This is a genomic window from Leucobacter albus, assembly GCF_039528015.1.
In the GTDB taxonomy this organism is placed as follows: Bacteria; Actinomycetota; Actinomycetes; order Actinomycetales; family Microbacteriaceae; genus Leucobacter; species Leucobacter albus.
Window position 1 is genome coordinate 1 of the sequence record NZ_BAAAKZ010000009.1, and the last position, 18,868, is coordinate 18,868.

The window sequence follows — 18,868 nt, forward strand, 5'->3', positions numbered from 1 at the left end:
CGGCGTGGCGGCGGCGCGGCGCCCCGCGCGGTGGGCCGCCGCCCCGGGCGCAGGGAGCGCGAGAACTACCCGAAGAACGACACGGGCTTCACAATGTCGGCGTACATGAGCAGCAGACTCATCGCGCCGAGCGCGATTACGACAACGAAGGTGATCGGCACCATCTTCGCCGTGTCGACCGGGCCGGGGTCGGGCTTGCGGCGCAGCTTCGCCCAGCCGCGCTTGATGGCCTCGTAGATCGCGCCGGCGATGTGGCCGCCGTCGAGTGGCATGAGTGGCACGAGGTTGAAGACGAACAGCGCAACATTCAGCGAGCCCGCGAGGCTGAAGATGAACTGGGCTCGGGCCGCGATGGGCGCCTCGTCCATGCTCACGATCTCGCCTGCGAGCCTGCCGACGCCGACGACACCCATTGGGCCGTTCGGGTCGCGCTCCTCGGCCCCGAACGCAGCCTGCCACACGTCGACCAGGCGCGCGGGAAGGTTGATGACGATGCCCGAGACAGCCTTCACGTTCTCGCCGACGAATGCCGGCACCTCGGTGATGGGGCGCTGCACGGTCTCGGTGCCGGGGGTCGCGCCGATCATGCCGACGGTCTCGGTCTTCGGTGTGCCGTCGTCGTTCAGCAACGCCTTCCCGCTGCCGTCGGCGAGCACGCGCTCGTTAGGCTCGGGGGTGAGCGAGAGCGTGTTGGTGGATCCCGCACGCTCGATCTGCACCGACAGCGGCCTGCCGGGCGACGCGGCGACAATCTGCCTGAACTGCTCCCAGCCCTCGATGGCTGTGCCATCGACCGAGACGAGGGTGTCGCCCGGCTGCAGACCGGCCGCCGCGGCTGGCGCCGCCGGGTCGTCGGCGCCGCACTCGGTCTGCGTGCTGCCGGCCTGCACGAGGCACTCGCTCACGTGAACGAGCGTCGTGCTCGACTGGCCGACGCCGAAGCCCGAGATCACGATGCCGAAGAACACGAACGCGAGCACCAGGTTCATGAGTGGCCCGCCCGCCATCACGATGATCTTCTTCCAGACTGGGAGCCTGTAGAACGAGCGGTGATCCTCCCCCTCGCCGATTGTCTCGGCGCTCGCCTCGCGCGCCTCGTCGACCCAACCGGCGAGGCCGCGCCGATACTCAGCGTCGTCGGTTTCGGGCTCGTCGGCCGCGCCTGTGGTGGGGCCAGCCGGGCCAGTCGCGGGGCCGGCCGCGCCAGTCGCGGGGCCAGCCGGGCCGGTCGCCGGGCCAGTCGCGGGGCCAGCCGGGCCGGCACCAGCGGGGCCGGTGCCCTCGCCCGCCGGCACATCACCCACGCGGGTGATCTCGTCGACGATGTGCTCACCGCGGCCCTTGCCGACCTTCACCGGGGATTCTTCAACGACGGAGTTCAGGAAGCCGGTCGTCGATTCTCGCGGCGCCTCCCCCGGTTTCGCCGGCGGGTACATGCCAATCATCGCGACGTAGCCGCCGAGCGGCAACAGTTTCACGCCGTACTCGGTCTCGCCTTTCTTGCGCGACCAGATGGTGCGGCCAAAGCCGATCATGTACTGCGTCACCTTCACGCCGAACAACTTTGCCGGGATGAGGTGCCCAATTTCGTGCAGCGCAATCGAGATACCGAGCAGGAGCACGATAATCAGGATGCCAAGGGCGTACAGCAGAACGGTAGTCACCGGTTTAGCGTACCCGCGACGGCTGGGTGTCGGCTTCTAGCGCGCCATGTGCCGGCGACGGCGGCATGGCCCGCGCTGGGCGGCGTGCTGGGCGGCGTGCTGGGCGGCGTTCCGCGCCCACACCGCGTGATCCCTTGCGTTGCCACCGAGACCTCGCGCTATTTCGCGATGCAAGTGGGTGGTCTCGGAGGCAATTGCAGGGGTGGGGCGCCGCCGCGGTGCCGCAAGGCCCCGGCCGCACGCGGTGGGACGCACGGCCCGGGCCGCACGCGGTGGGGCACCAAGGCCCTCGCCGCGCGCCCCGCTCAGCACTCGATAACGTTCACGGCGAGCCCGCCGCGCGCCGTCTCCTTGTACTTATCGCTCATGTCTTTGCCAGTCTCGCGCATCGTGATGATGACCTCGTCGAGCGTCACGTGGTGCGCCCCGTCGCCCATGAGCGCCATCTTCGCGGCGTTGATCGCCTTCGATGCGGCGATCGCGTTCCGCTCGATGCACGGAATCTGCACGAGCCCGCCGATCGGGTCGCAGGTGAGGCCGAGGTTGTGTTCCATCGCGATCTCGGCGGCGTTTTCGACCTGCTGCGGGGTGCCGCCGAGGATCTGCGCGAGGCCGGCGGCCGCCATCGATGAGGCGGATCCGACTTCTCCCTGACAGCCAACCTCTGCACCGGAGATCGACGCCTGCTCCTTGTACAGCACCCCAACCGCGGCCGCCGCGAGCAGAAAGTCGACGACGACCCGCTGCTTCTCGCCGGCGCTCCACTCGCTCGCGCCCGGCGCGTAGTGCGTCGCGTAGAACAGCACGGCCGGGATGATGCCCGCCGCTCCGTTCGTCGGCGCGGTGACGACGCGGCCGCCAGACGCGTTCTCTTCGTTCACGGCGAGGGCGACGAGGTTGATCCACTCCTGCCAGAAGACGGGGTCGCGGTGCGGGTCTTGCTCGCTCAGCTTGCGGTGCCACTCCGGCGCGCGCCGCCGCACGTTCAGCCCGCCCGGCAGCACCCCCGTGCGGGTGAGCGCCGAATTCTTGCACTCCTCCATCACATCCCAGATGTGTGCGAGGCCCGTGCGGATCGCCTGCTCGTCGCGCGACACGAGCTCGTTTGCGAGCATCACGTCGGCGATGCTCAGCCCGCTCGACTCGCTGTGCGCGAGTAGCTCGGCCGCGGTGGTGAACGGGTAGGGCTGCTCGGCGAGCTGCTCGGCGAGGCGGTCGAGGATCTTCTCCTCGGCACCATCGCGCACGATGAAGCCGCCGCCGACGGAGTAGTATGTCTGCTCGTCGAGCACCTCGCCAGCGGCATCGAGCGCGGCGAAGCGCATGCCGTTCGTGTGCGCCTCGAGCACGGTGAGCGGGCGCAGCACGATGTCGGAGACCCCGAATCGCACGATCGCGGGTGCGCTTCCTGCGGTGGCGGCGGTGCGATCCGCGGGCGCGCCGGCGGAAGCGGCAGCGGTCGAATCGGCTGCGCCGGCGGAAGCGGCAGCGGTCGAATCGGGCGCGCCGCCGGCCTCGGCAACAATCTCGGCCCCAACGCGCAGCTCGCCCGTCTGCTCGATGCGAGCGAGCGCGGTCTCCACCTCGCTCGGGAGCACGGTCTCGGGGTCGAAGCCCTCGAGACCGAGCAGCACTGCCGTGAAGGTACCGTGGCCGTGGCCGGTGGCCGCGAGCGAACCGTAGAGGTCGACGCGGAGCCCGGCCACGCGCTCAAGCTGCCCGTGCGAGACGAGGCCGGCCGCGAAGGCGTGGGCGGCGCGCATCGGCCCCACCGTGTGCGAGCTCGACGGCCCGATGCCTACGGTAAAGAGGTCGAAGACGCTGATCGCCACGCTGCGGCCTGCCTTTCTTGTGCGGGAGGTGGGGTGTTACGCGACCGTCGCGTCGTTGGCCGCCGCGTACTCGTCGGCGCTGAGCAGCGGGCCCTCCTCGGTCACTGCGACGCGGAACAGCCACGCTGCGCCGTAGGGGTCGCTGTTCACGAGCGCGGGGTCTGCGACCACTGCGTCGTTGATCTCGACGACCTCGCCGGTGACGGGGCTGTATAGGTCAGAGACCGACTTCGTCGACTCGATCTCGCCGCAGACCTCTCCGGCGGTGAGCTGCTTGCCGACCTCGGGCAGCTCGATGTAGACGACGTCGCCGAGGGCGTCGGCGGCGACCTGGCTGACGCCGATTGTCGCTGGGCTCGCCTCGTCGATCCACTCGTGCTCTTCGGAGTAGCGGAATGCTGCGTGTACCTGGCTCATGGGGTTCTCGTTTTCTTTCTTGTGGGGGTTGTCTATCGGAGCGGAAAGAGCGTGCGCGGCCGCGGCGGCTACGCGCCGCGCTTGTAGAACGGAAGCGCGACGACCTCGAACGACTCGCGCTTGCCGCGCAGGTCGACTTCGACGGTCGTGCCGACCTCGGCGTAGCGGGCATCGAGCCGCGCGAGCGCGATCGGGTAGCCGAGCGTCGGGCTCGGCTGGCCGCTCGTGATCACGCCGATCTCGCGCGGTGCCTCGTCGGTCAGCTCGGAGGCGGGGGTGAACACCGGGTACCCACCGCGGCCCGCGCGGCGCCCGAGTCCCTTGAGGCCGACGAGCACGCTGCTCGCGCCGGCCGCCTTCGCTGCCTGGAGCGCCGAGCGCCCGACGAAGTCTTCCTCCTTCTTGAAGGAGACGACGCCGCCGAGGTTCGCGTCGAACGGGGTCGTGTCGACGCCGAGCTCGTTGCCGTAGAGCGGCATGCCTGCCTCGAGCCGCAGCGAGTCGCGCGCGGCGAGCCCGCAGGGCACGAGGCCGTGCGCGGAGCCAGCGGCGATGAGCGTCTGCCAGAGCTCCGGCGAGCGCTCTGCCGGAATGTACAGCTCGAAACCGTCTTCGCCGGTGTACCCGGTGCGGGCGAGCAGCACGTCGAGCCCGTCGACCGTGACCGCGGTCCACGCATAGTAGGCAAGGTCGGCGACCGCCGCGCGCTGCGCGTCGTCGGCGACGACCGCGCGCACGATCGCCTCGGAGTTCGGCCCCTGCACGGCGATGAGGCCGGTCTCGGCCGAGGCGTCGCGCACCTCGACGTCGAATCCAGCGGCGCGCTCGGCGAGGAGCCGTGCGACTGTCGGGGCGTTGCCGGCGTTTGGCACGACGAGGAACCGCTCGTCGGCGATGCGGTAGACGATGAGGTCGTCGACGATGCCGCCGTCTGCGTTCACGATGAGCGAGTACTTCGCCTTGCCTACAGCGGTGACGGCGAAGTTGCCGACGAGCGCGGTGTTCAGAAACTTGGCTGCGTCTGCACCCGAGACCCACACCTCGCCCATGTGCGACAGGTCGAAGATGCCAGCGGCCTCGCGCACGGCGCGGTGCTCAGCGAGTTCGCTGCCGTACTTTAGCGGCATGTCCCATCCGCCGAAGTCGGTGAACGAGGCGCCGAGCTTTTCGTGCTCGGCGTGGAGGGCGGTGTGCTTCGGCGCTGCGGCAGCCTGCTCAGTGGTGTGCTCAGTCATGATTAATCCTCGTAGGCTTCGATTGGCGGGCAGGAGCAGACAAGGTTGCGGTCGCCGAACGCACCGTCGATGCGCGACACCGGCGGGAAGTACTTGTCGACGCGCAGGCGCTCGCTCGGGAAGGCGGCCTGCTCGCGCGAGTAGGCGCGATCCCAGCTGTCGGAGACGACGACAGCGGCGGGGTGCGGCGCCCCACGCAGCGGCGAGGCCTCGATCGCGTAGGTACCTGCAATAACCTCGTCGATCTCGGCGCGAATCTGAATCATCGCCTCGATGAAGCGCTCGATCTCGACGAGATCTTCAGACTCGGTCGGCTCGACCATGAGCGTGCCTGGCACCGGGAACGCGAGCGTCGGCGCGTGGAAGCCGAAGTCGATGAGGCGCTTGGCCACGTCTTCAGCTGTGACGCCCGACTTCGCGGTGAGCTCGCGCAGGTCGAGAATGCACTCGTGGGCGACGAGGCCCGTCTCGCCCGTGAACAGCACCGGGAAGTGCTCGCGCAGGCGGGCCGCGATGTAGTTCGCAGACAGCAGCGCAGATTCGGTGGCGCGGGTGAGCCCGTCGCCGCCCATCATCGCGACGTAGGCGAACGAGATCGGCAGCACTCCGGCCGAACCGAAGAGCGTGGCCGCGACGGGGATGCCGTCGGTCGTCTGGATGCCATCGGCTGAAGCACCGGTCCCAGCACCGGCCGCGGCACCAGCACCAGCACCGCCTACAGGGTTGCCAGGCAGGAACGGCTTGAGGTGCTCGGCAACCGCGACGGGGCCGACGCCGGGGCCGCCGCCGCCGTGCGGAATCGCGAAGGTCTTGTGCAGGTTCAGGTGAGACACGTCGCCGCCGAACTCCCCGGGCTTGCCGAGGCCGACGAGCGCGTTCATGTTCGCGCCGTCGATGTAGACCTGGCCACCCGCCGCGTGCACGCGGTCGCAGACGTCGCGCACGTCGGCGTCGTAGACGCCGTAGGTCGACGGGTACGTGATCATGATCGCCGACAGCTCGGCAGCGTGCTTCTCGATCTTCGCGTCGAGGTCTGCGAGGTCGATCGCGCCAGTCTCGGTGTTCTTCACGATGACGACGCGCATGCCGGCGAGCACCGCAGACGCGGCGTTCGTGCCGTGCGCCGACTCGGGAATCAGGCAGACGTCGCGCGCGGTGTCGCCGTTCGCAAGGTGGTAGCTGCGAATCGCGAGGAGGCCAGCGTACTCGCCCTGCGAGCCTGCGTTCGGCTGCAGCGAGATGCCTGCGTAGCCCGTGACCTCAAGCAGCCAGTTTTCGAGCCGCTGGATGAGCTCGCGCCAACCCTTGCTCTGGTCGGCTGGAACGTAGGGGTGGATACCGGCGAACTCGGGCCACGAGATCGACTCCATCTCGGCGGTCGAGTTCAGCTTCATCGTGCACGAGCCGAGCGGAATCATCGTGCGGTCGAGCGCGAGGTCGCGGTCGGCGAGGCGGCGCAGGTAGCGCAGCATCTGCGTCTCCGAGCGCACCTGGTGGAAGATCGGGTGGGTGAGGTACTCGCTCTCGCGCACGAGCGCGCCACCGAACGCGTAGTCAGCGGCGGCACCAGCACCAGCAGCACCGGCCGAAACCGCCGCGGGCTCCCCCGCGCCAAACACGGCGGCGACGGCAGCGACGGTCTCATCCGTCGTCGTCTCGTCGAACGAAATACCGACGGTGTCGGCGTCGACGTGCCGCAGGTTCAAACCGGCAGCGGCAGCGGCCTCGACGAGCTTCGACGCGCCGCCAGGCACGCGCGCCCAGAGCGTGTCGAAGAACGACGAACGCACGAGCTCGACGCCGGCGCCGGTGAGCGCCGCAGCGAGCGAGCGGGTGTGCGCGTGGGTGCGCTGGGCGATGCGCTTGAGCCCGTCTGGCCCGTGGTAGACCGCGTACATCGATGCGGTGATCGCGAGCAGTGCCTGCGCGGTGCAGATATTGCTCGTTGCCTTCTCGCGGCGAATGTGCTGCTCGCGGGTCTGCAGGGCGAGCCGGTAGGCAGTGTTGCCCTGCTGGTCTTTCGAGACGCCGACGAGGCGGCCGGGCAGTGAGCGCTCGAGCCCCTCGCGCACGGCGAGGAAGGCCGCGTGCGGGCCGCCGAAGAACAGCGGAACGCCGAAGCGCTGCGTGTTGCCGACGGCGATGTCGGCGCCCTGCTCGCCCGGTGAGGTGATGAGGGTGAGGGCCAGGAGATCCGCCGCGACGGTAACCATCGCGCCGCGCTCCTTCGCCGCTGCGATCACCGCGGCGTGATCCACAACCGCGCCGTCGTTGCCCGGCTGCTGCAGCACGATGCCCGAGATGTCGCCGTCGGGCAGCCCCGTGGAGAGGTCTGCGACCTCGACCTCGAAGCCGAGCGCCTCGGCGCGGCCCCGGATCACGGCGATGGTCTGCGGGAAGAGGTTCTCGTCGATGACGGTCTTCGCGTCGGCGAGCTTCTTGTTCGCGCGGCGCATGAGCAGCACCGCTTCGGCGGCAGACGACGCCTCGTCGAGCATCGACGCGTTCGCGACGGGCAGGCCGGTGAGGTCTGCGACCATCGTCTGGAAATTCAGGAGCGCCTCGAGCCGGCCCTGCGAGATCTCGGGCTGGTATGGCGTGTACGCCGTGTACCACGAGGGGCTCTCGAGCACGTTGCGGCGAATCACGGGCGGCGTGTGCGTGCCGTAGAAGCCCTGGCCGATGAGCTGGGTCTTCAGCACGTTTTTCGACGCGAGGCCGCGCAGCTCTGCGAGCACGCCCTCCTCGCTCAGCGCCTCGGGGAGGTCGAGCTGCGACGCGGTGCGGATCGAGGCGGGAACGGCCGCGTCGACGAGGGCCGCGCGGCTCGTAAAGCCGAGGGCGTCGAGCATGACGCGCTGGTCGGCGTCGGATGCGATGCCGATGTGCCGGTTCGCGAAGGGTACGGACAGTGCTGAAGTTGTCAAAAGAGGATCTCCGGTGTCGGGGTCGCGAACGACCAACGAAAAGATCCTCCCCGCTCTGTACTGTGACCTGAGAGATTCGGGCGAGCGAGACCAGCTGCTGCGCCCTTGCACCTTCGGTGAGCGGGGAGACCCCACTGCTTTTCAGAGTTGCCTACGCGTTGCGGTACGGGTGCCTGAGAGTTTCCCGGGGAGGGTTTGCTCCTACGGCGCCGGGGCTCACCCGGTCTCTCCCGCAATGCCTAAGCGGCATATTCAGTTGTTATCGCAGAGTCTACCCTGCCTGCCTCGGGAACTCGCCGCCGATTCGGCGCGGCCGGCAAAGTCGATGTCAGTTTGCCCCGGTGCTCGGGCGAAATCGGCCGAGATTCTGGGGCAAACTGACACCGAGTTGGCGCGCGAGGGGCGGGGCGGGGCAGGCGTAGGCGGGGCGGATCCGCGGGTGCGTGGGTCGCGGGGCGGATCCGCGGCTGTGTATTCTTAGGCCGCGAAGACGCGGTGGGCCTCTGCGCGGGCCCAGGTTTCGGCTGAGGCGAGCGACTCGAGGGTGAGCTCGGCCGGCGCGTCGTGCCGATCCACCACCTCGCGCACCGCGTCGACGATGCCGGTGAACGAGATCTTGCCGTCGTGGAACGCGTCGACGGCCTCCTCGTTCGCGGCATTGAACACCGCGGGGAAGGTGCCTTTCGCCGCACCCACCTGCTTCGCGAGGTTGAGGGCGGGGAACGCCTCGTGATCCACAGGCTCAAACTCCCAGCTCGTCGCCCGCGTCCAATCGAGCGGCACGCCAATGTTCGTGAGCCGCTCGGGCCACGTGAGCCCGAGCGCGATGGGCAGCCGCATGTCGGGCGGCGAGGCCTGTGCGATCGTCGAGCCGTCGATGAACTCGACCATCGAGTGCACGATCGACTGCGGGTGCACGACGACGTCGATCTGCTCGTAGTCGATGTCGAACAATAGGTGCGCCTCGATCACCTCGAGGCCCTTGTTCACGAGCGTCGCCGAGTTCGTGGTGACAACGCGCCCCATATCCCACGTCGGGTGCGCGAGCGCCTCGGCCGGGGTGACGCCTGCGAGCTCTGCCCGGCTGCGCCCGCGGAACGGGCCGCCAGACGCGGTGAGCACGAGCCGCCGCACCTCGGCGTGCGTGCCCGAGCGCAGCGCCTGCGCGAGGGCCGAGTGCTCCGAGTCGACTGGCACGATCTGGCCAGGCGCCGCCAGCCGCTTCACGAGCTCACCGCCGACGATGAGCGACTCCTTGTTCGCCAGCGCGAGCGTGCGGCCGGCCTCGAGCGCCGCAATCGTCGGGGCAAGGCCAACCGAGCCAGTGATGCCGTTGAGCACGACGTCGGCCTCGACGTCGCGCACGAGCTGCACGGCCGCCTCGACGCCGAGCCCCGTATGCTCGACACCGAACTCGGCGGCCTGCTCGGCGAGCCGCCCCGCGTTCGAGCCCGTCACCAGCCCGACGATCTCAAACCTGTCGGGGTGCCGCCTCACGACGTCGAGCGCCTGCTCGCCGATCGAACCGGTTGACCCCAAAATCACAACGCGCCTCATGCATCCATTCTGCATGAGGCGCGCTGAGAGTATTGACCGGTTCGGTTACTCCGAGTGCACGGTGCCGAGAATATCGAGCACAAAGACCATCACGTCGTCGGGCTGGTGGCCCATGCCCTCGAGCTGCGCCGCGCCGTAGCCGCCGTCTTCAGCTGGTACGACCGAGATGATCTGCGAGCCAACCTTCTGGCCCTCGAGCGCCTTCGTGAAGCCCGGAATGACCTCGTTCGTGCGGAATGGGATGGGCTCGCCGCGGCTCCAGCTCGAGTCGAACTCCTCGCCTGTGCGCCAGATGACGCCCTTGTAGTGCACGTAGACGCGGTCGCCGGGCTCGACAACCTCGCCGTCGCCCTCAATGAGCGTCGCAACCGAGAGCTCGCCCGGCGCGTCGACGCCCTCTGGCATCGTGATCTCGGGCTTGCCGTCTGCGTCGAGCTTGACCGTCGGGAAGCCCTCGGGCGCGGCCACGGCCTTGCCCTCGGCCTTCTTCAGCAGGTCGCCCGGCTCGAGCGTGCCCGGCTCACCCTTGGTTTTTTCGATCTTGCCGAACTCCATGACGACGACGATCGCGTCGTCTTTCGTGATGTCGGTGAGCTGCATCTCTGCCGGGTCCATGCCCTCATACATCTTGTCGAACGACGCGGTCATCGCGACCTTCTGGCCCGGAACGGCGCAGCGGAAGGCCTCATCGGCCCAGCCGAGCAGCGACCCCTGCGTGAACGGCATCGGCGCCTCGGGCTGCTGCTGCAGCGCCTCGCCGGTCTTGCCGTTGAACATCGTCATCGCCACCTCGACGGTCTGCCCGTCTTTGATGACGTCGCCCTCGCCCGCCGTCATCACGGTGCGCTCAAGTTCGTTCGCCTTGACCGGCACCTTCGACGTGATCTCGAGGTCGACTCCGACGTCGCCCTTCACCTTGATCGAGTCGCTGACCGAGCCAGACGGCAGGCACGCATCGCCCGATCCGTCTTTTCCGGCGCCTCCCCCGGCGCTGCAGCCCGAAAGCAGCAGCGCACCGACGATGGCAGTGGGCACAAGTACACGGGAAAGTTTCACTGAATTCCTCAACGTAGGGTGAGCTCCGCGGCGCGAAGTATTGCGCACCGCGGCGAGACAACTGCCTCAAGTCTGGGGCATAGCCATGCCGTGAGCCTGGGAAGCGCCTCGACGACAGGCTACTTTGCGGCGAGCGCCGCCGCATAGAGCTCTTTGCTGGAAAGGCCAGACGCCGCCGCAACCTCGCGGGCAGCATCTTTCAGCCGATCCCCCGCCGCGACCCGAGACAGCACCTCGGCGAGCGCGGCCTCGGGCGAGGCAGCGGTCGCGGGCGCACCGCCGACGACCACGACGATCTCGCCGCGCACCCCGGCCCGCGCCCACTCGGCGAGCTCGGCAAGCCCGCCGCGCTTCACCTCCTCATACAGCTTGGTGAGCTCGCGGCAGACGGCGGCCGGGCGATCCGCCCCGAACGCATCGGCGAGATCGGCGAGCGAAGTGGCGAGCCGCGATGGCGCCTCGAAGAACACGAGCGTTCGCCGCTCACCGGCGAGCTCGCGCAACAGTCGATTGCGGTCGCCGCCCTTGCGCGGCAGAAAGCCCTCGAACGCGAACCTGTCGGTCGGCAGCCCCGACACCGCGAGCGCGGTGACGACCGCCGACGGGCCGGGAATCGCGCTGACCCGCACGCCGGCCTCGGCCGCGAGCTGCACGACGCGAAAGCCGGGGTCAGACACCGTCGGCATGCCAGCATCGCTCACGAGCACGACGTCTTCGTGCCTCGCGCGCTCCACGAGGCTCGCCGCCCGGTCGTGCTCGTTGTGGTCGTGCAGCGCGACGAGCTCGGGCCGGTTCTCGATCTCGAGCAGCCGCAGCAGCTGGGCCGTGTGGCGCGTGTCTTCCGCCGCGATCACCGTCGCGCTCGCGAGCGTCTCCCTGAGCCGCACAGACGCGTCGCCGAGATTGCCGATGGGGGTCGCTGCGAGAAGGATCATGGCTCAATGCTATGTCCTCTGGCGGAACGGCTCTGGCTCGCCAGGTCGCGCTCGGGTAAGCTAGGGCGGCTATGCACGAACCGACTCCGCCCACGACACTCTTCGAGCGCACGGGCCTCGCCTACTTCCCGCTTGCGCTCGTCGCGCGGCTCCCCTTCGCGATGATGGTTGTCGGCGTGCTGACGCTCGTGGTCTCCGCGCGTGGGTCACTGCAGCTCGGCGGGATCTCGTCGGCCGTCGTCGGCGTCGGCTCGGCCATCGTCGGCCCGTTCATCGGGGCGGCCGCCGACCGCTACGGGCAGCGCATCGCTCTCCTCATCGCCGCGGTCACACACAGCGCGGCGCTCGTCGGGCTCGCGTTCATCGCCTACTCCGAGGCGCCAGCTTGGGCGATGCTCGCCGTCGCCTTCGCCGTCGGCGCGACGAGCCCGCAGCCCTCTCCGATGTCGCGCTCGCGGCTCGTGCTCATCATTCAGAACTTTCTACCGCCCGAACGCCGCCCGAAGGTGATGTCGCAGGTGCTCGCCTACGAGTCGGCCGCAGACGAGGTCGTGTTCGTCTTCGGCCCGGTGATCGTCGGTATTCTCGCGACGTTCTTCGGCCCGCGCACTCCGATTCTCGCGGCCGCGGCGCTCACCATGCTGTTCATCATCGCGTTCGCGCTGCACCACACGAGCGCCCCGGCCAAGTCTGCAGCCGAGCGCGCCGCGACCCTCGCCCCGGCCTCAGAGCTCGCCCGGCCATCGCTCCTCGTTGTCGTCGCAGGCATCGCGGGCGTCGGGCTCGTGTTCGGCACAACGCTGACCTCGCTCACCGCGTTTATGCAGGGGCTCGGCCGGCCAGAATCTGCCGGCCTGTTCTACGGCATCATGGGCGTCGGTTCGGCGATTCTCGCGATCTGTGTTTCGCTCTTCTCGCCGCGCTTCACGCTGCGGTACCGCTGGCTCGTGTTCGGGCTCTTTGTGCTTGGCGGCGAGGCGATCATCGCCACGGCGTCGACGACTGCGCAGATCGCGCTCGGCCTCGGCATCACCGGCATCGGCATCGGCCCCCTGCTCGTGACGCTCTACAGCCTCGGCACCGCGCGCAGCCCCGAGGGGCGCAGCGCGACCGTGATGACGATGCTGGGCTCCGGCATTGTGCTCGGGCAGTCGCTATCTTCTGCGGTCGCCGGCACTGTAGCCGAGAACGTCGGGGTGGCTGAGGCGCTCGCGCTGCCGTTCTTCGCCGCGAGCTTCACGATGCTCGCTGGGCTCGTGAACTGGGTGCTGACGCCGTCTGGCAGCGGGCGCGACCAGTAGGTGGGGGGCTTGGGCTGGGCCTGGGCTTGGCCTGGGGCCTGGGCTTGGCCTGGGGCCTGGGGCCTGGGGCCTGCACTCAATAGGCAATCTGCGGCCAATAGGCCCGCAGCGGGCCCTGGCGTGCGTACGAGCGCCGATCCACCCCGCTTGCGCAGCACGCCCCGCACGCCCCGCACGCCCCCACACGCCCCGAACGGCCCAGGCGCGGCGCACGCGCGCGGCCGAGGCAACGCGCGCAGCGCTCACCCAGCGCGCACCTATCAAGCGCACCGCGAGCCCACTGCCCGCGCGCGGGCTACGAACTGCTTACGCCCCGGCGCTGCCGGGAGTCGGCTCGGGCGATTCAGGCGTTCCAGACACGGGCTCGGGAGCGAACTTGGGCCGCGGCAGGTTCCAGCCCCGCGCGACCGAGGTCAGTCGCAGCGCGATCGCCGCGGCCCCACCGACCAGCGAGCCTACGATGACATCTCCCCAGAGCGCGACGACCGACACCGCGAGCCCCGCGCCAACGAGCGCCGAAACCGCGTAGAGCTCGCGCGTGAGCACACCGGGCACGGTGTTGACCAGCACATCGCGAATCACGCCGCCACCGATCGCGGCGATCGTGCCGACAAGCACGGCTGCGACCGGAGGCTGGCCGCTTGCGAGCGCGAGCGCCGCCCCGTTTGCCGAGAACAGCCCGAGCCCAAAGGCGTCGAACACCACCTCGAAGTAACGAATGCGGGTGAGGCCCGGGTGCACGAAAAACACCACGAGCGAGCCCGCGACCGCGACCGCGAGGTTCGGCCAGTGCAGAAACGACACGGGTGGGTGCACGCCGAGCAGCATGTCGCGCAGAATCCCGCCGCCGGTGCCGGTCGCGGCGCCCACCACGATCACGCCGAGAACGTCGAGGTTTCGGCGCACGCCGACAAGCGCGCCTGAGAGCGCAAACGCCAAGATCCCCGCAAGCTGCAGCGCTTCATAGATCACATCGCCGATCACGAGTCTGATACTAGGCGATCTACAGGGGCGGTGGGGGCCACGGCGCGGGCACGGCACGGGCACAGGCACAGGCACAGGCACAGGCACAGGCACCGCGCGGGCACGGCACGGGCACGGCACGGGCACGGCGCGGGCGCGGCCCGGCCGCCCCGTCAAGATTCGCTCGCAGCGTAGGCGGCTGGCAGTCTTCCCCGGGCCGGGCGGGCTCGAAGGTGGAAGAATGGGGTACATGCATGCCTCTGTCTCTTCGAAACACCCCGCGTCATCGGTTCGATCTGCCGACCCTGGCGGGCGAGTTTCCCTGGAGGAGGTCGGGCGTCTTCGCGCCGCGTTCCCCTACTTCGCAGGCATCGACGAGCGGGCAGCGGCTGGCGCGGAGCCCGCTCAGGCGCCCGCGTATCTCGACTCCGCGGCGACGTCGCAGCGCCCTCTCGCGGTGCTCGACGCCGAGCGGCAGTTTCTTGAGCGCTCGAACGCTGCCGTGCACCGCGGCACGAGCGGCGCTGTCGGGGCCGCGACGGGGGCGTTCGAGGGTGCCCGCGCGCTCATCGCCGAGTTCGTGGGCACCGCGGCGCCCGAGCAGATCGTGTGGGCCGAGAACGCGACCGATGCGCTGAACCTCGTGACGCTCGGCATCGGCGAGGCGAACGCGGGCAACGGCGTCGCCGGCTCCGAACGGTTTGCCCTCGGCACCGGCGATGAGATTCTCATCACCGAGGCCGAGCACCACGCGAACCTCATTCCGTGGCAGCGTCTCGCGAAGAAGACGGGGGCCGCGCTGCGGTTCATTCCGGTGCGCGAAGACGGCACGTGGACGCTCGACGACGCTCGACAGGCGCTGAACGAGAAGACGCGGTTCTTCGCGTTCGCGCACGTCTCGAACGTCACCGGCATGGTCGCGCCCGTCGCAGAGCTCGTGGAGCTCGCGCACGCGGTTGGGGCAGTCACCGTGGTCGACGCGTGCCAGTCGGTGCCGCACATTCCCGTAGATTTTGGCGCGCTCGGCGTCGATTTCGCGGCGTTTTCTGGCCACAAGATGCTCGGCCCGAACGGCATCGGCGTGCTCTACGGCACCCCTGAGATGCTCGCGGCGCTCCCCGCGTCGCGCACAGGTGGCTCGGCGATCACCCGCGTCACGATGGAAGAGGCCGAGTTCATGCCGCCGCCGCTGCGCTTCGAGGCCGGCACGCAGCCGGTGTCGCAGGTTGTGGGGTTGGGTGCCGCAGCGCAGTTCCTCACCGCTGTGGGGATGGATCGCGTCGCCGCCCGCGAGCACGAACTCGTCGAGCGGCTCGTCGCCGGTATCGCGGAGCTGCGCGGTGTGCGCCTGCTCGGCCCTGCCGACACGTCGCAGCGCGTCGCGCTCACAGCGGTCTCGGTTGAGGGGCTGCACGCGCACGACGTCGGGCAATTTCTCGACGAGCAGGGCGTGCTCGTGCGCGTCGGGCACCACTGCGCGCAGCCGCTGCACCGCGCCCTCGGCATGGCTTCGTCGACGCGCGCGAGCGTGCACGTGACGACCACGGAAGACGAGGTCGACCGGTTTCTCGCCGCTATCGCCGGCGCTCAACAGTATTTTGGAACGGAGGTGTCCGCATGAGCGCGCTCGACGGACTCTACCAAGAGGTTATTCTCGATCACTCACGGCGCCCCATCGGCAAGGGTGAGCTTGCTGCCGCCGCCGATTCGCTGACGGCGACACATCACGAGTTCAATCCGAGCTGCGGCGACGAGATCGATCTCTCGATCGCGGTGGATCCGGCCACGGGCGAGATCACCTCCCTCGCGTGGCAGGGCCAAGGCTGCTCGATTTCCATGGCCTCGGCGTCGATTCTGTCGCAGCTCGTGCGCGACGAGACGCTCGACGGCGCAGCTGCGAGGGAGCGGGTTGCCGCGTTCCGCGAGATGATTCACGGTAAGACAGAGGGCGAGCCTGACGAGGAGCTGCTTGGCGATGCGGTTGCGCTGCAGGGCGTCTCGAAGTTCGTCATGCGCGTGAAGTGCGCGATGCTCGCGTGGGTGGCGCTCGAGGCCGACCTCACGAAGGTCGACGCGCAGCGCTAGCACCGGCGCATCGGCAGGCGGATCGGCGGGCGGATCGGTCTCCCTCCACAGGCTCCCCGGTGCGGGCCTCGACGCCGCGGGCTGTGCGATTCGGCGGAGCGGGGCGGAGCGGGCCTGAGGCTTGGCTCTATGACACACCCACACACCACATCAGCCCCCTCCTCACCCCAGCTCTCAGACGCGGCCGGGCCGACACCCCCAGGCATCGGCGGCCGCGAGCTGCCACGCCCCGCCGCGCCGAAGCTGCTGACATGCAGCACCTCGGCAGATTTTCTCGCTGCCCTGCCGAGGCTCGTTGGGTTCACAGCCCCGAACAGCGTGTTTCTGGTGCTGTTCTCGGGCGCCCGAGCGCAGTGCACCGTGCGCGTCGACCTGCCTCCCGATGAACGACCCGCGACCCTCAAGGAGTACGTCGACGAGTTCGAGCACCGGCTTCGCGGGGCCCAGCTCGCATACGGCGCCAGCGCCCCAGCGATCGTCATCTCGAGCGAACAGACGTTTCGCGATGCGCAGGGCATGCCGTGGCGCCGGCTCGCCAAGCTCCTCGATCGCAGGCTTGCGCGGGCGGGCCAGCGGCCCCGCGAGCTCTGTTGCCAGGCGCCCGATGCCTGGGCGAGCCTCTACGACCCCGCGCAGCCGCGGCTTGGTCGCCCGCTCTCCGAGATAGCGAGCAGCTCGGTTGCCGGCCCACCCCCGCCATCGCTCGCCGAGCTCTCGGCATTTCGGGCCCCGGCCCCAACCGAGCTAGCAGAGGTCGCGCGGGCGGCGGCCCGGCTCCGCGAGGCGGGCGCCACGGCCGAGCCAGCCGAGAGCCGCGCGGCCTGCGAGGCGGCCGTCGCGGCCTTATTCGCGCCGAACCCCTGGAGCCCTGAGGGCTGTGCGTCGCTGCTGCTCGCGCTCGGCTCCGACCTCGGCTGGACTATGGCATTTGATGAGCTGGCCAGCATCGCGGCCCTCGACGGCGCGGCCGCCGAGGCTGGGATTGCCGCTGCGGCAACCCAGCTGTCGAGCATCGTTCCCTTTGCCGGGCCCGATGCGCACGGGCGTATCGCGACACTGTGCGCGCTCGCCTGGTGGGTGCGTGGCCTGGAGTCGGTCGCGCACGCCCAGCTCACCGAGGTGCTCGAGCGCGAGCCCGAGCTCGCGGTGGCGCGCCTCGCGCGACGAATCGTTGACACCGGGGCGTTTGTCTCGGCAGGCCAGCGCGCCGCGGGGGCCGGTTTTGCCTCCTAGCCCATGCCGATCGTGGTATACCTAAGACAGCACAATCAGGGGAGTGACAGCGGTGAACATGAATAATCGCAAATTGGAGCAGACCACGGGTTCACTCAGCCACCACCGGTTTTCCCGGAGCCTGCTCAACGACCCGGCGCTGAGCTCGCTCGTCGAAATGCTGCTGCAAATGGAGCCGGGCCAACGGCTGGCAAGCGAGCGGGAGCTCAGCCAGACGCTCAACCTCAGTCGCAACACGCTGCGAGACCGCATGAGCAAGCTCGAATCGATGGGTGCCCTCGAGCGCAGGGAGCGGCTGGGAACCTACTACACGGGCGTGCAACCGGAGCACACCGGCGACGTGCTCATTCTCAGCCTCATGTTCCAGCAGATGACGCTCGACTCCCTCATCTCGGTGCGCCACGCGCTCGAGCGGCAGGCCGCGGTCGAAGCCTGCCGCAACGCCGATGGTGAGGCGATCGAGGCCCTGAGAGCCGCCGTGTCGGCGATGCACGCGACCGAAGACGGCCAGCTGCTCCTCGACGCCGACGGCGGCTTTCACCGCGCGCTGTTCGCCGCCTCGGCCTCGGCTGGCCTGATCTTCTTTTCTGAGATGCTGCAGCCCGTGCTGCACGGCACGCTGCAGTACCTCACGCTCGAGCAAGACTTCGCCACGATGCGGGTCGTGCACCAGGAGATTCTCGATGCGGTCATCGCCGGCGATGCGGCAGCGGCGTCGCGCACGATCGACGACCACTTTGCCTGGCTCGAGGTGCTCATGGATCGCGAGCGGCAGGGCATACGGCCGCAGTGACGCCAGCCTAGGCGGGCGGTGCCGAGCTCTGCACGAGGCCACCGTCGACGGGCAGGCACACGCCGTTCACGTAGCGTGACTCGTCTGAGGCAAAGAAGAGCGCAGCGTTTGCGACGTCAAACGAGTCACCCATTTTGCCGGTCGGAGACAGGGCGTCGCGGGCGGCCACCATCTCCTCGACCGTGCCATAGGCCGAGCTGATGTCGCGATAGATCATGGGGGTGTTGATGTACCCCGGGGCGATCGTGTTCGCGCGAATGCCTCGCGACGCATATTCAAGTGCGAGGTTCTGAGTGAACTGCGCGACCGCGCCCTTGGTCGCCGAGTAGCTCGGGTAGTTGTAGCCGATGTAGCGCATGCCGCCGACAGACCCGATATTGATGATGCTGCCGCTGCCCTGGGCAAGCATGTGGGGCAGCACGTACTTGCAGGTGAGGAACACGCTCGTGAGGTTCACGTTCATCGAGAGGTTCCACTCGGCCATCGAGAGTTCGATGGGCCCACCCATGCGGGCGATGCCCACATTGTTGTGCAGCACGTCGATTCGGCCGAACCGCTCCATCGTCGCCGCGACCGCGGCCTCGACGGAGGCTTCGTTCGTGACATCGCCGGCGATCCCAAACACAGATGCCTCGATGCCGAGCGCCTCGCACTCCTCGGTGACGCGTCGCACGCCGTCGTCGACCGCGTTCTGGTTCAGGTCGACGATGGTGACCTGGGCGCCCTCACGCGCGTAGGTGATCGCCGCGGCAAGACCGTTGTTGGTCTCGCCACCGACAGATCCACCGCCAAAGACGAGGCAAGACTTGTTGTGCAGACGATTCATGAGGGGCCTTTCAGAGATGGCAAACCCGGGCGTGCAAGGTCGCA

Annotated in this window: 15 protein-coding genes and 1 riboswitch; of the genes, 5 read left to right on the plus strand and 10 right to left on the minus strand. The window is 69.0% G+C overall.

What is annotated here, in order from left to right; genetic code table 11:
- Window positions 1-65 precede the first annotated feature (65 nt).
- From ABD115_RS10510 to rsmI, 8 genes are all read right to left on the minus strand, one after another.
- Window positions 66-1,664: a M50 family metallopeptidase gene (locus ABD115_RS10510; RefSeq protein WP_343960692.1), complete on the minus strand. Its 1,599-nt coding sequence runs from the start codon at window positions 1,662-1,664 to the stop codon at window positions 66-68.
- A 305-nt stretch (window positions 1,665-1,969) separates the two neighbouring features.
- A complete protein-coding gene (locus ABD115_RS10515; protein ID WP_343960693.1) occupies window positions 1,970-3,496 on the minus strand; it encodes an L-serine ammonia-lyase in 1,527 nt (508 codons plus the stop codon).
- A gap of 36 nt (window positions 3,497-3,532) precedes the next feature.
- A complete protein-coding gene (gene gcvH / locus ABD115_RS10520) occupies window positions 3,533-3,913 on the minus strand; it encodes a glycine cleavage system protein GcvH (RefSeq protein WP_343960694.1) in 381 nt (126 codons plus the stop codon).
- A gap of 68 nt (window positions 3,914-3,981) precedes the next feature.
- Window positions 3,982-5,148, minus strand: a complete 1,167-nt coding sequence (gene gcvT / locus ABD115_RS10525) for a glycine cleavage system aminomethyltransferase GcvT (RefSeq protein WP_343960695.1) — start codon at window positions 5,146-5,148, stop codon at window positions 3,982-3,984.
- A gap of 2 nt (window positions 5,149-5,150) precedes the next feature.
- Window positions 5,151-8,075 carry an aminomethyl-transferring glycine dehydrogenase gene (gene gcvP / locus ABD115_RS10530; protein WP_343960696.1) on the minus strand — a complete coding sequence of 975 codons (2,925 nt, stop codon included), beginning with the start codon at window positions 8,073-8,075 and terminating at the stop codon, window positions 5,151-5,153.
- A 151-nt stretch (window positions 8,076-8,226) separates the two neighbouring features.
- A riboswitch (glycine riboswitch) is annotated at window positions 8,227-8,318 on the minus strand.
- A gap of 234 nt (window positions 8,319-8,552) precedes the next feature.
- Window positions 8,553-9,632, minus strand: coding sequence for a 1-deoxy-D-xylulose-5-phosphate reductoisomerase (gene dxr, locus ABD115_RS10535; RefSeq protein WP_343960697.1), 1,080 nt, complete (start codon window positions 9,630-9,632; stop codon window positions 8,553-8,555).
- A 45-nt stretch (window positions 9,633-9,677) separates the two neighbouring features.
- On the minus strand, window positions 9,678-10,688 hold the full coding sequence (locus ABD115_RS10540; protein WP_343960698.1) for an FKBP-type peptidyl-prolyl cis-trans isomerase: 1,011 nt from the start codon (window positions 10,686-10,688) through the stop codon (window positions 9,678-9,680).
- Between the two features lie 119 nt (window positions 10,689-10,807).
- Window positions 10,808-11,623 (minus strand): 16S rRNA (cytidine(1402)-2'-O)-methyltransferase, encoded by an 816-nt coding sequence (gene rsmI, locus ABD115_RS10545; RefSeq protein ID WP_343960699.1) that lies wholly within the window; start codon window positions 11,621-11,623, stop codon window positions 10,808-10,810.
- A 71-nt stretch (window positions 11,624-11,694) separates the two neighbouring features.
- On the opposite strand from rsmI, the gene ABD115_RS10550 reads away from it, so the two are divergent.
- The gene (locus ABD115_RS10550; RefSeq protein ID WP_343960700.1) at window positions 11,695-12,924 is read left to right on the plus strand and encodes an MFS transporter; all 1,230 of its coding nucleotides are present in this window, start codon (window positions 11,695-11,697) and stop codon (window positions 12,922-12,924) included.
- A 306-nt stretch (window positions 12,925-13,230) separates the two neighbouring features.
- Here the strand turns inward: ABD115_RS10550 and ABD115_RS10555 are convergent, their stop codons facing one another.
- Entirely contained in the window at window positions 13,231-13,908 is a 678-nt protein-coding gene (locus ABD115_RS10555; protein WP_343960701.1) for a trimeric intracellular cation channel family protein, read from the minus strand.
- Between the two features lie 229 nt (window positions 13,909-14,137).
- On the opposite strand from ABD115_RS10555, the gene ABD115_RS10560 reads away from it, so the two are divergent.
- The 4 genes from ABD115_RS10560 to ABD115_RS10575 all read left to right on the plus strand — a co-directional run bounded on the left by ABD115_RS10560 (window position 14,138) and on the right by ABD115_RS10575 (window position 17,998).
- Entirely contained in the window at window positions 14,138-15,508 is a 1,371-nt protein-coding gene (locus ABD115_RS10560) for an aminotransferase class V-fold PLP-dependent enzyme (protein ID WP_343960702.1), read from the plus strand.
- Complete coding sequence (gene sufU, locus ABD115_RS10565; RefSeq protein WP_343960704.1) at window positions 15,505-15,972, plus strand: Fe-S cluster assembly sulfur transfer protein SufU; 468 nt, start codon at window positions 15,505-15,507, stop codon at window positions 15,970-15,972. Before ABD115_RS10560 ends, sufU begins: the two co-directional genes overlap by 4 nt.
- Before the next feature lie 129 nt (window positions 15,973-16,101).
- Window positions 16,102-17,205, plus strand: a complete 1,104-nt coding sequence (locus tag ABD115_RS10570) for a DUF4192 family protein (protein ID WP_343960705.1) — start codon at window positions 16,102-16,104, stop codon at window positions 17,203-17,205.
- A 73-nt stretch (window positions 17,206-17,278) separates the two neighbouring features.
- A complete protein-coding gene (locus tag ABD115_RS10575) occupies window positions 17,279-17,998 on the plus strand; it encodes a FadR/GntR family transcriptional regulator (RefSeq protein WP_343960706.1) in 720 nt (239 codons plus the stop codon).
- Window positions 17,999-18,005: 7 nt separating this feature from the next.
- On the opposite strand, the gene ABD115_RS10580 is transcribed toward ABD115_RS10575, so the two are convergent.
- Entirely contained in the window at window positions 18,006-18,824 is an 819-nt protein-coding gene (locus ABD115_RS10580) for an SDR family NAD(P)-dependent oxidoreductase (RefSeq protein WP_343960707.1), read from the minus strand.
- Window positions 18,825-18,868: the final 44 nt, after the last annotated feature.

Bases quoted from the DNA above. Each gene is read 5' to 3' on its own strand.
- ABD115_RS10570 (WP_343960705.1), top strand. From the start codon at position 16,102: ATGACACACCCACACACCACATCAGCCCCCTCCTCACCCCAGCTCTCA.
- ABD115_RS10550 (WP_343960700.1), top strand. From the start codon at position 11,695: ATGCACGAACCGACTCCGCCCACGACACTCTTCGAGCGCACGGGCCTC.
- dxr (WP_343960697.1), bottom strand. From the start codon at position 9,632: ATGAGGCGCGTTGTGATTTTGGGGTCAACCGGTTCGATCGGCGAGCAG.
- rsmI (WP_343960699.1), bottom strand. From the start codon at position 11,623: ATGATCCTTCTCGCAGCGACCCCCATCGGCAATCTCGGCGACGCGTCT.
- ABD115_RS10560 (WP_343960702.1), top strand. From the start codon at position 14,138: ATGCATGCCTCTGTCTCTTCGAAACACCCCGCGTCATCGGTTCGATCT.
- gcvT (WP_343960695.1), bottom strand. From the start codon at position 5,148: ATGACTGAGCACACCACTGAGCAGGCTGCCGCAGCGCCGAAGCACACC.
- ABD115_RS10580 (WP_343960707.1), bottom strand. From the start codon at position 18,824: ATGAATCGTCTGCACAACAAGTCTTGCCTCGTCTTTGGCGGTGGATCT.
- sufU (WP_343960704.1), top strand. From the start codon at position 15,505: ATGAGCGCGCTCGACGGACTCTACCAAGAGGTTATTCTCGATCACTCA.
- gcvH (WP_343960694.1), bottom strand. From the start codon at position 3,913: ATGAGCCAGGTACACGCAGCATTCCGCTACTCCGAAGAGCACGAGTGG.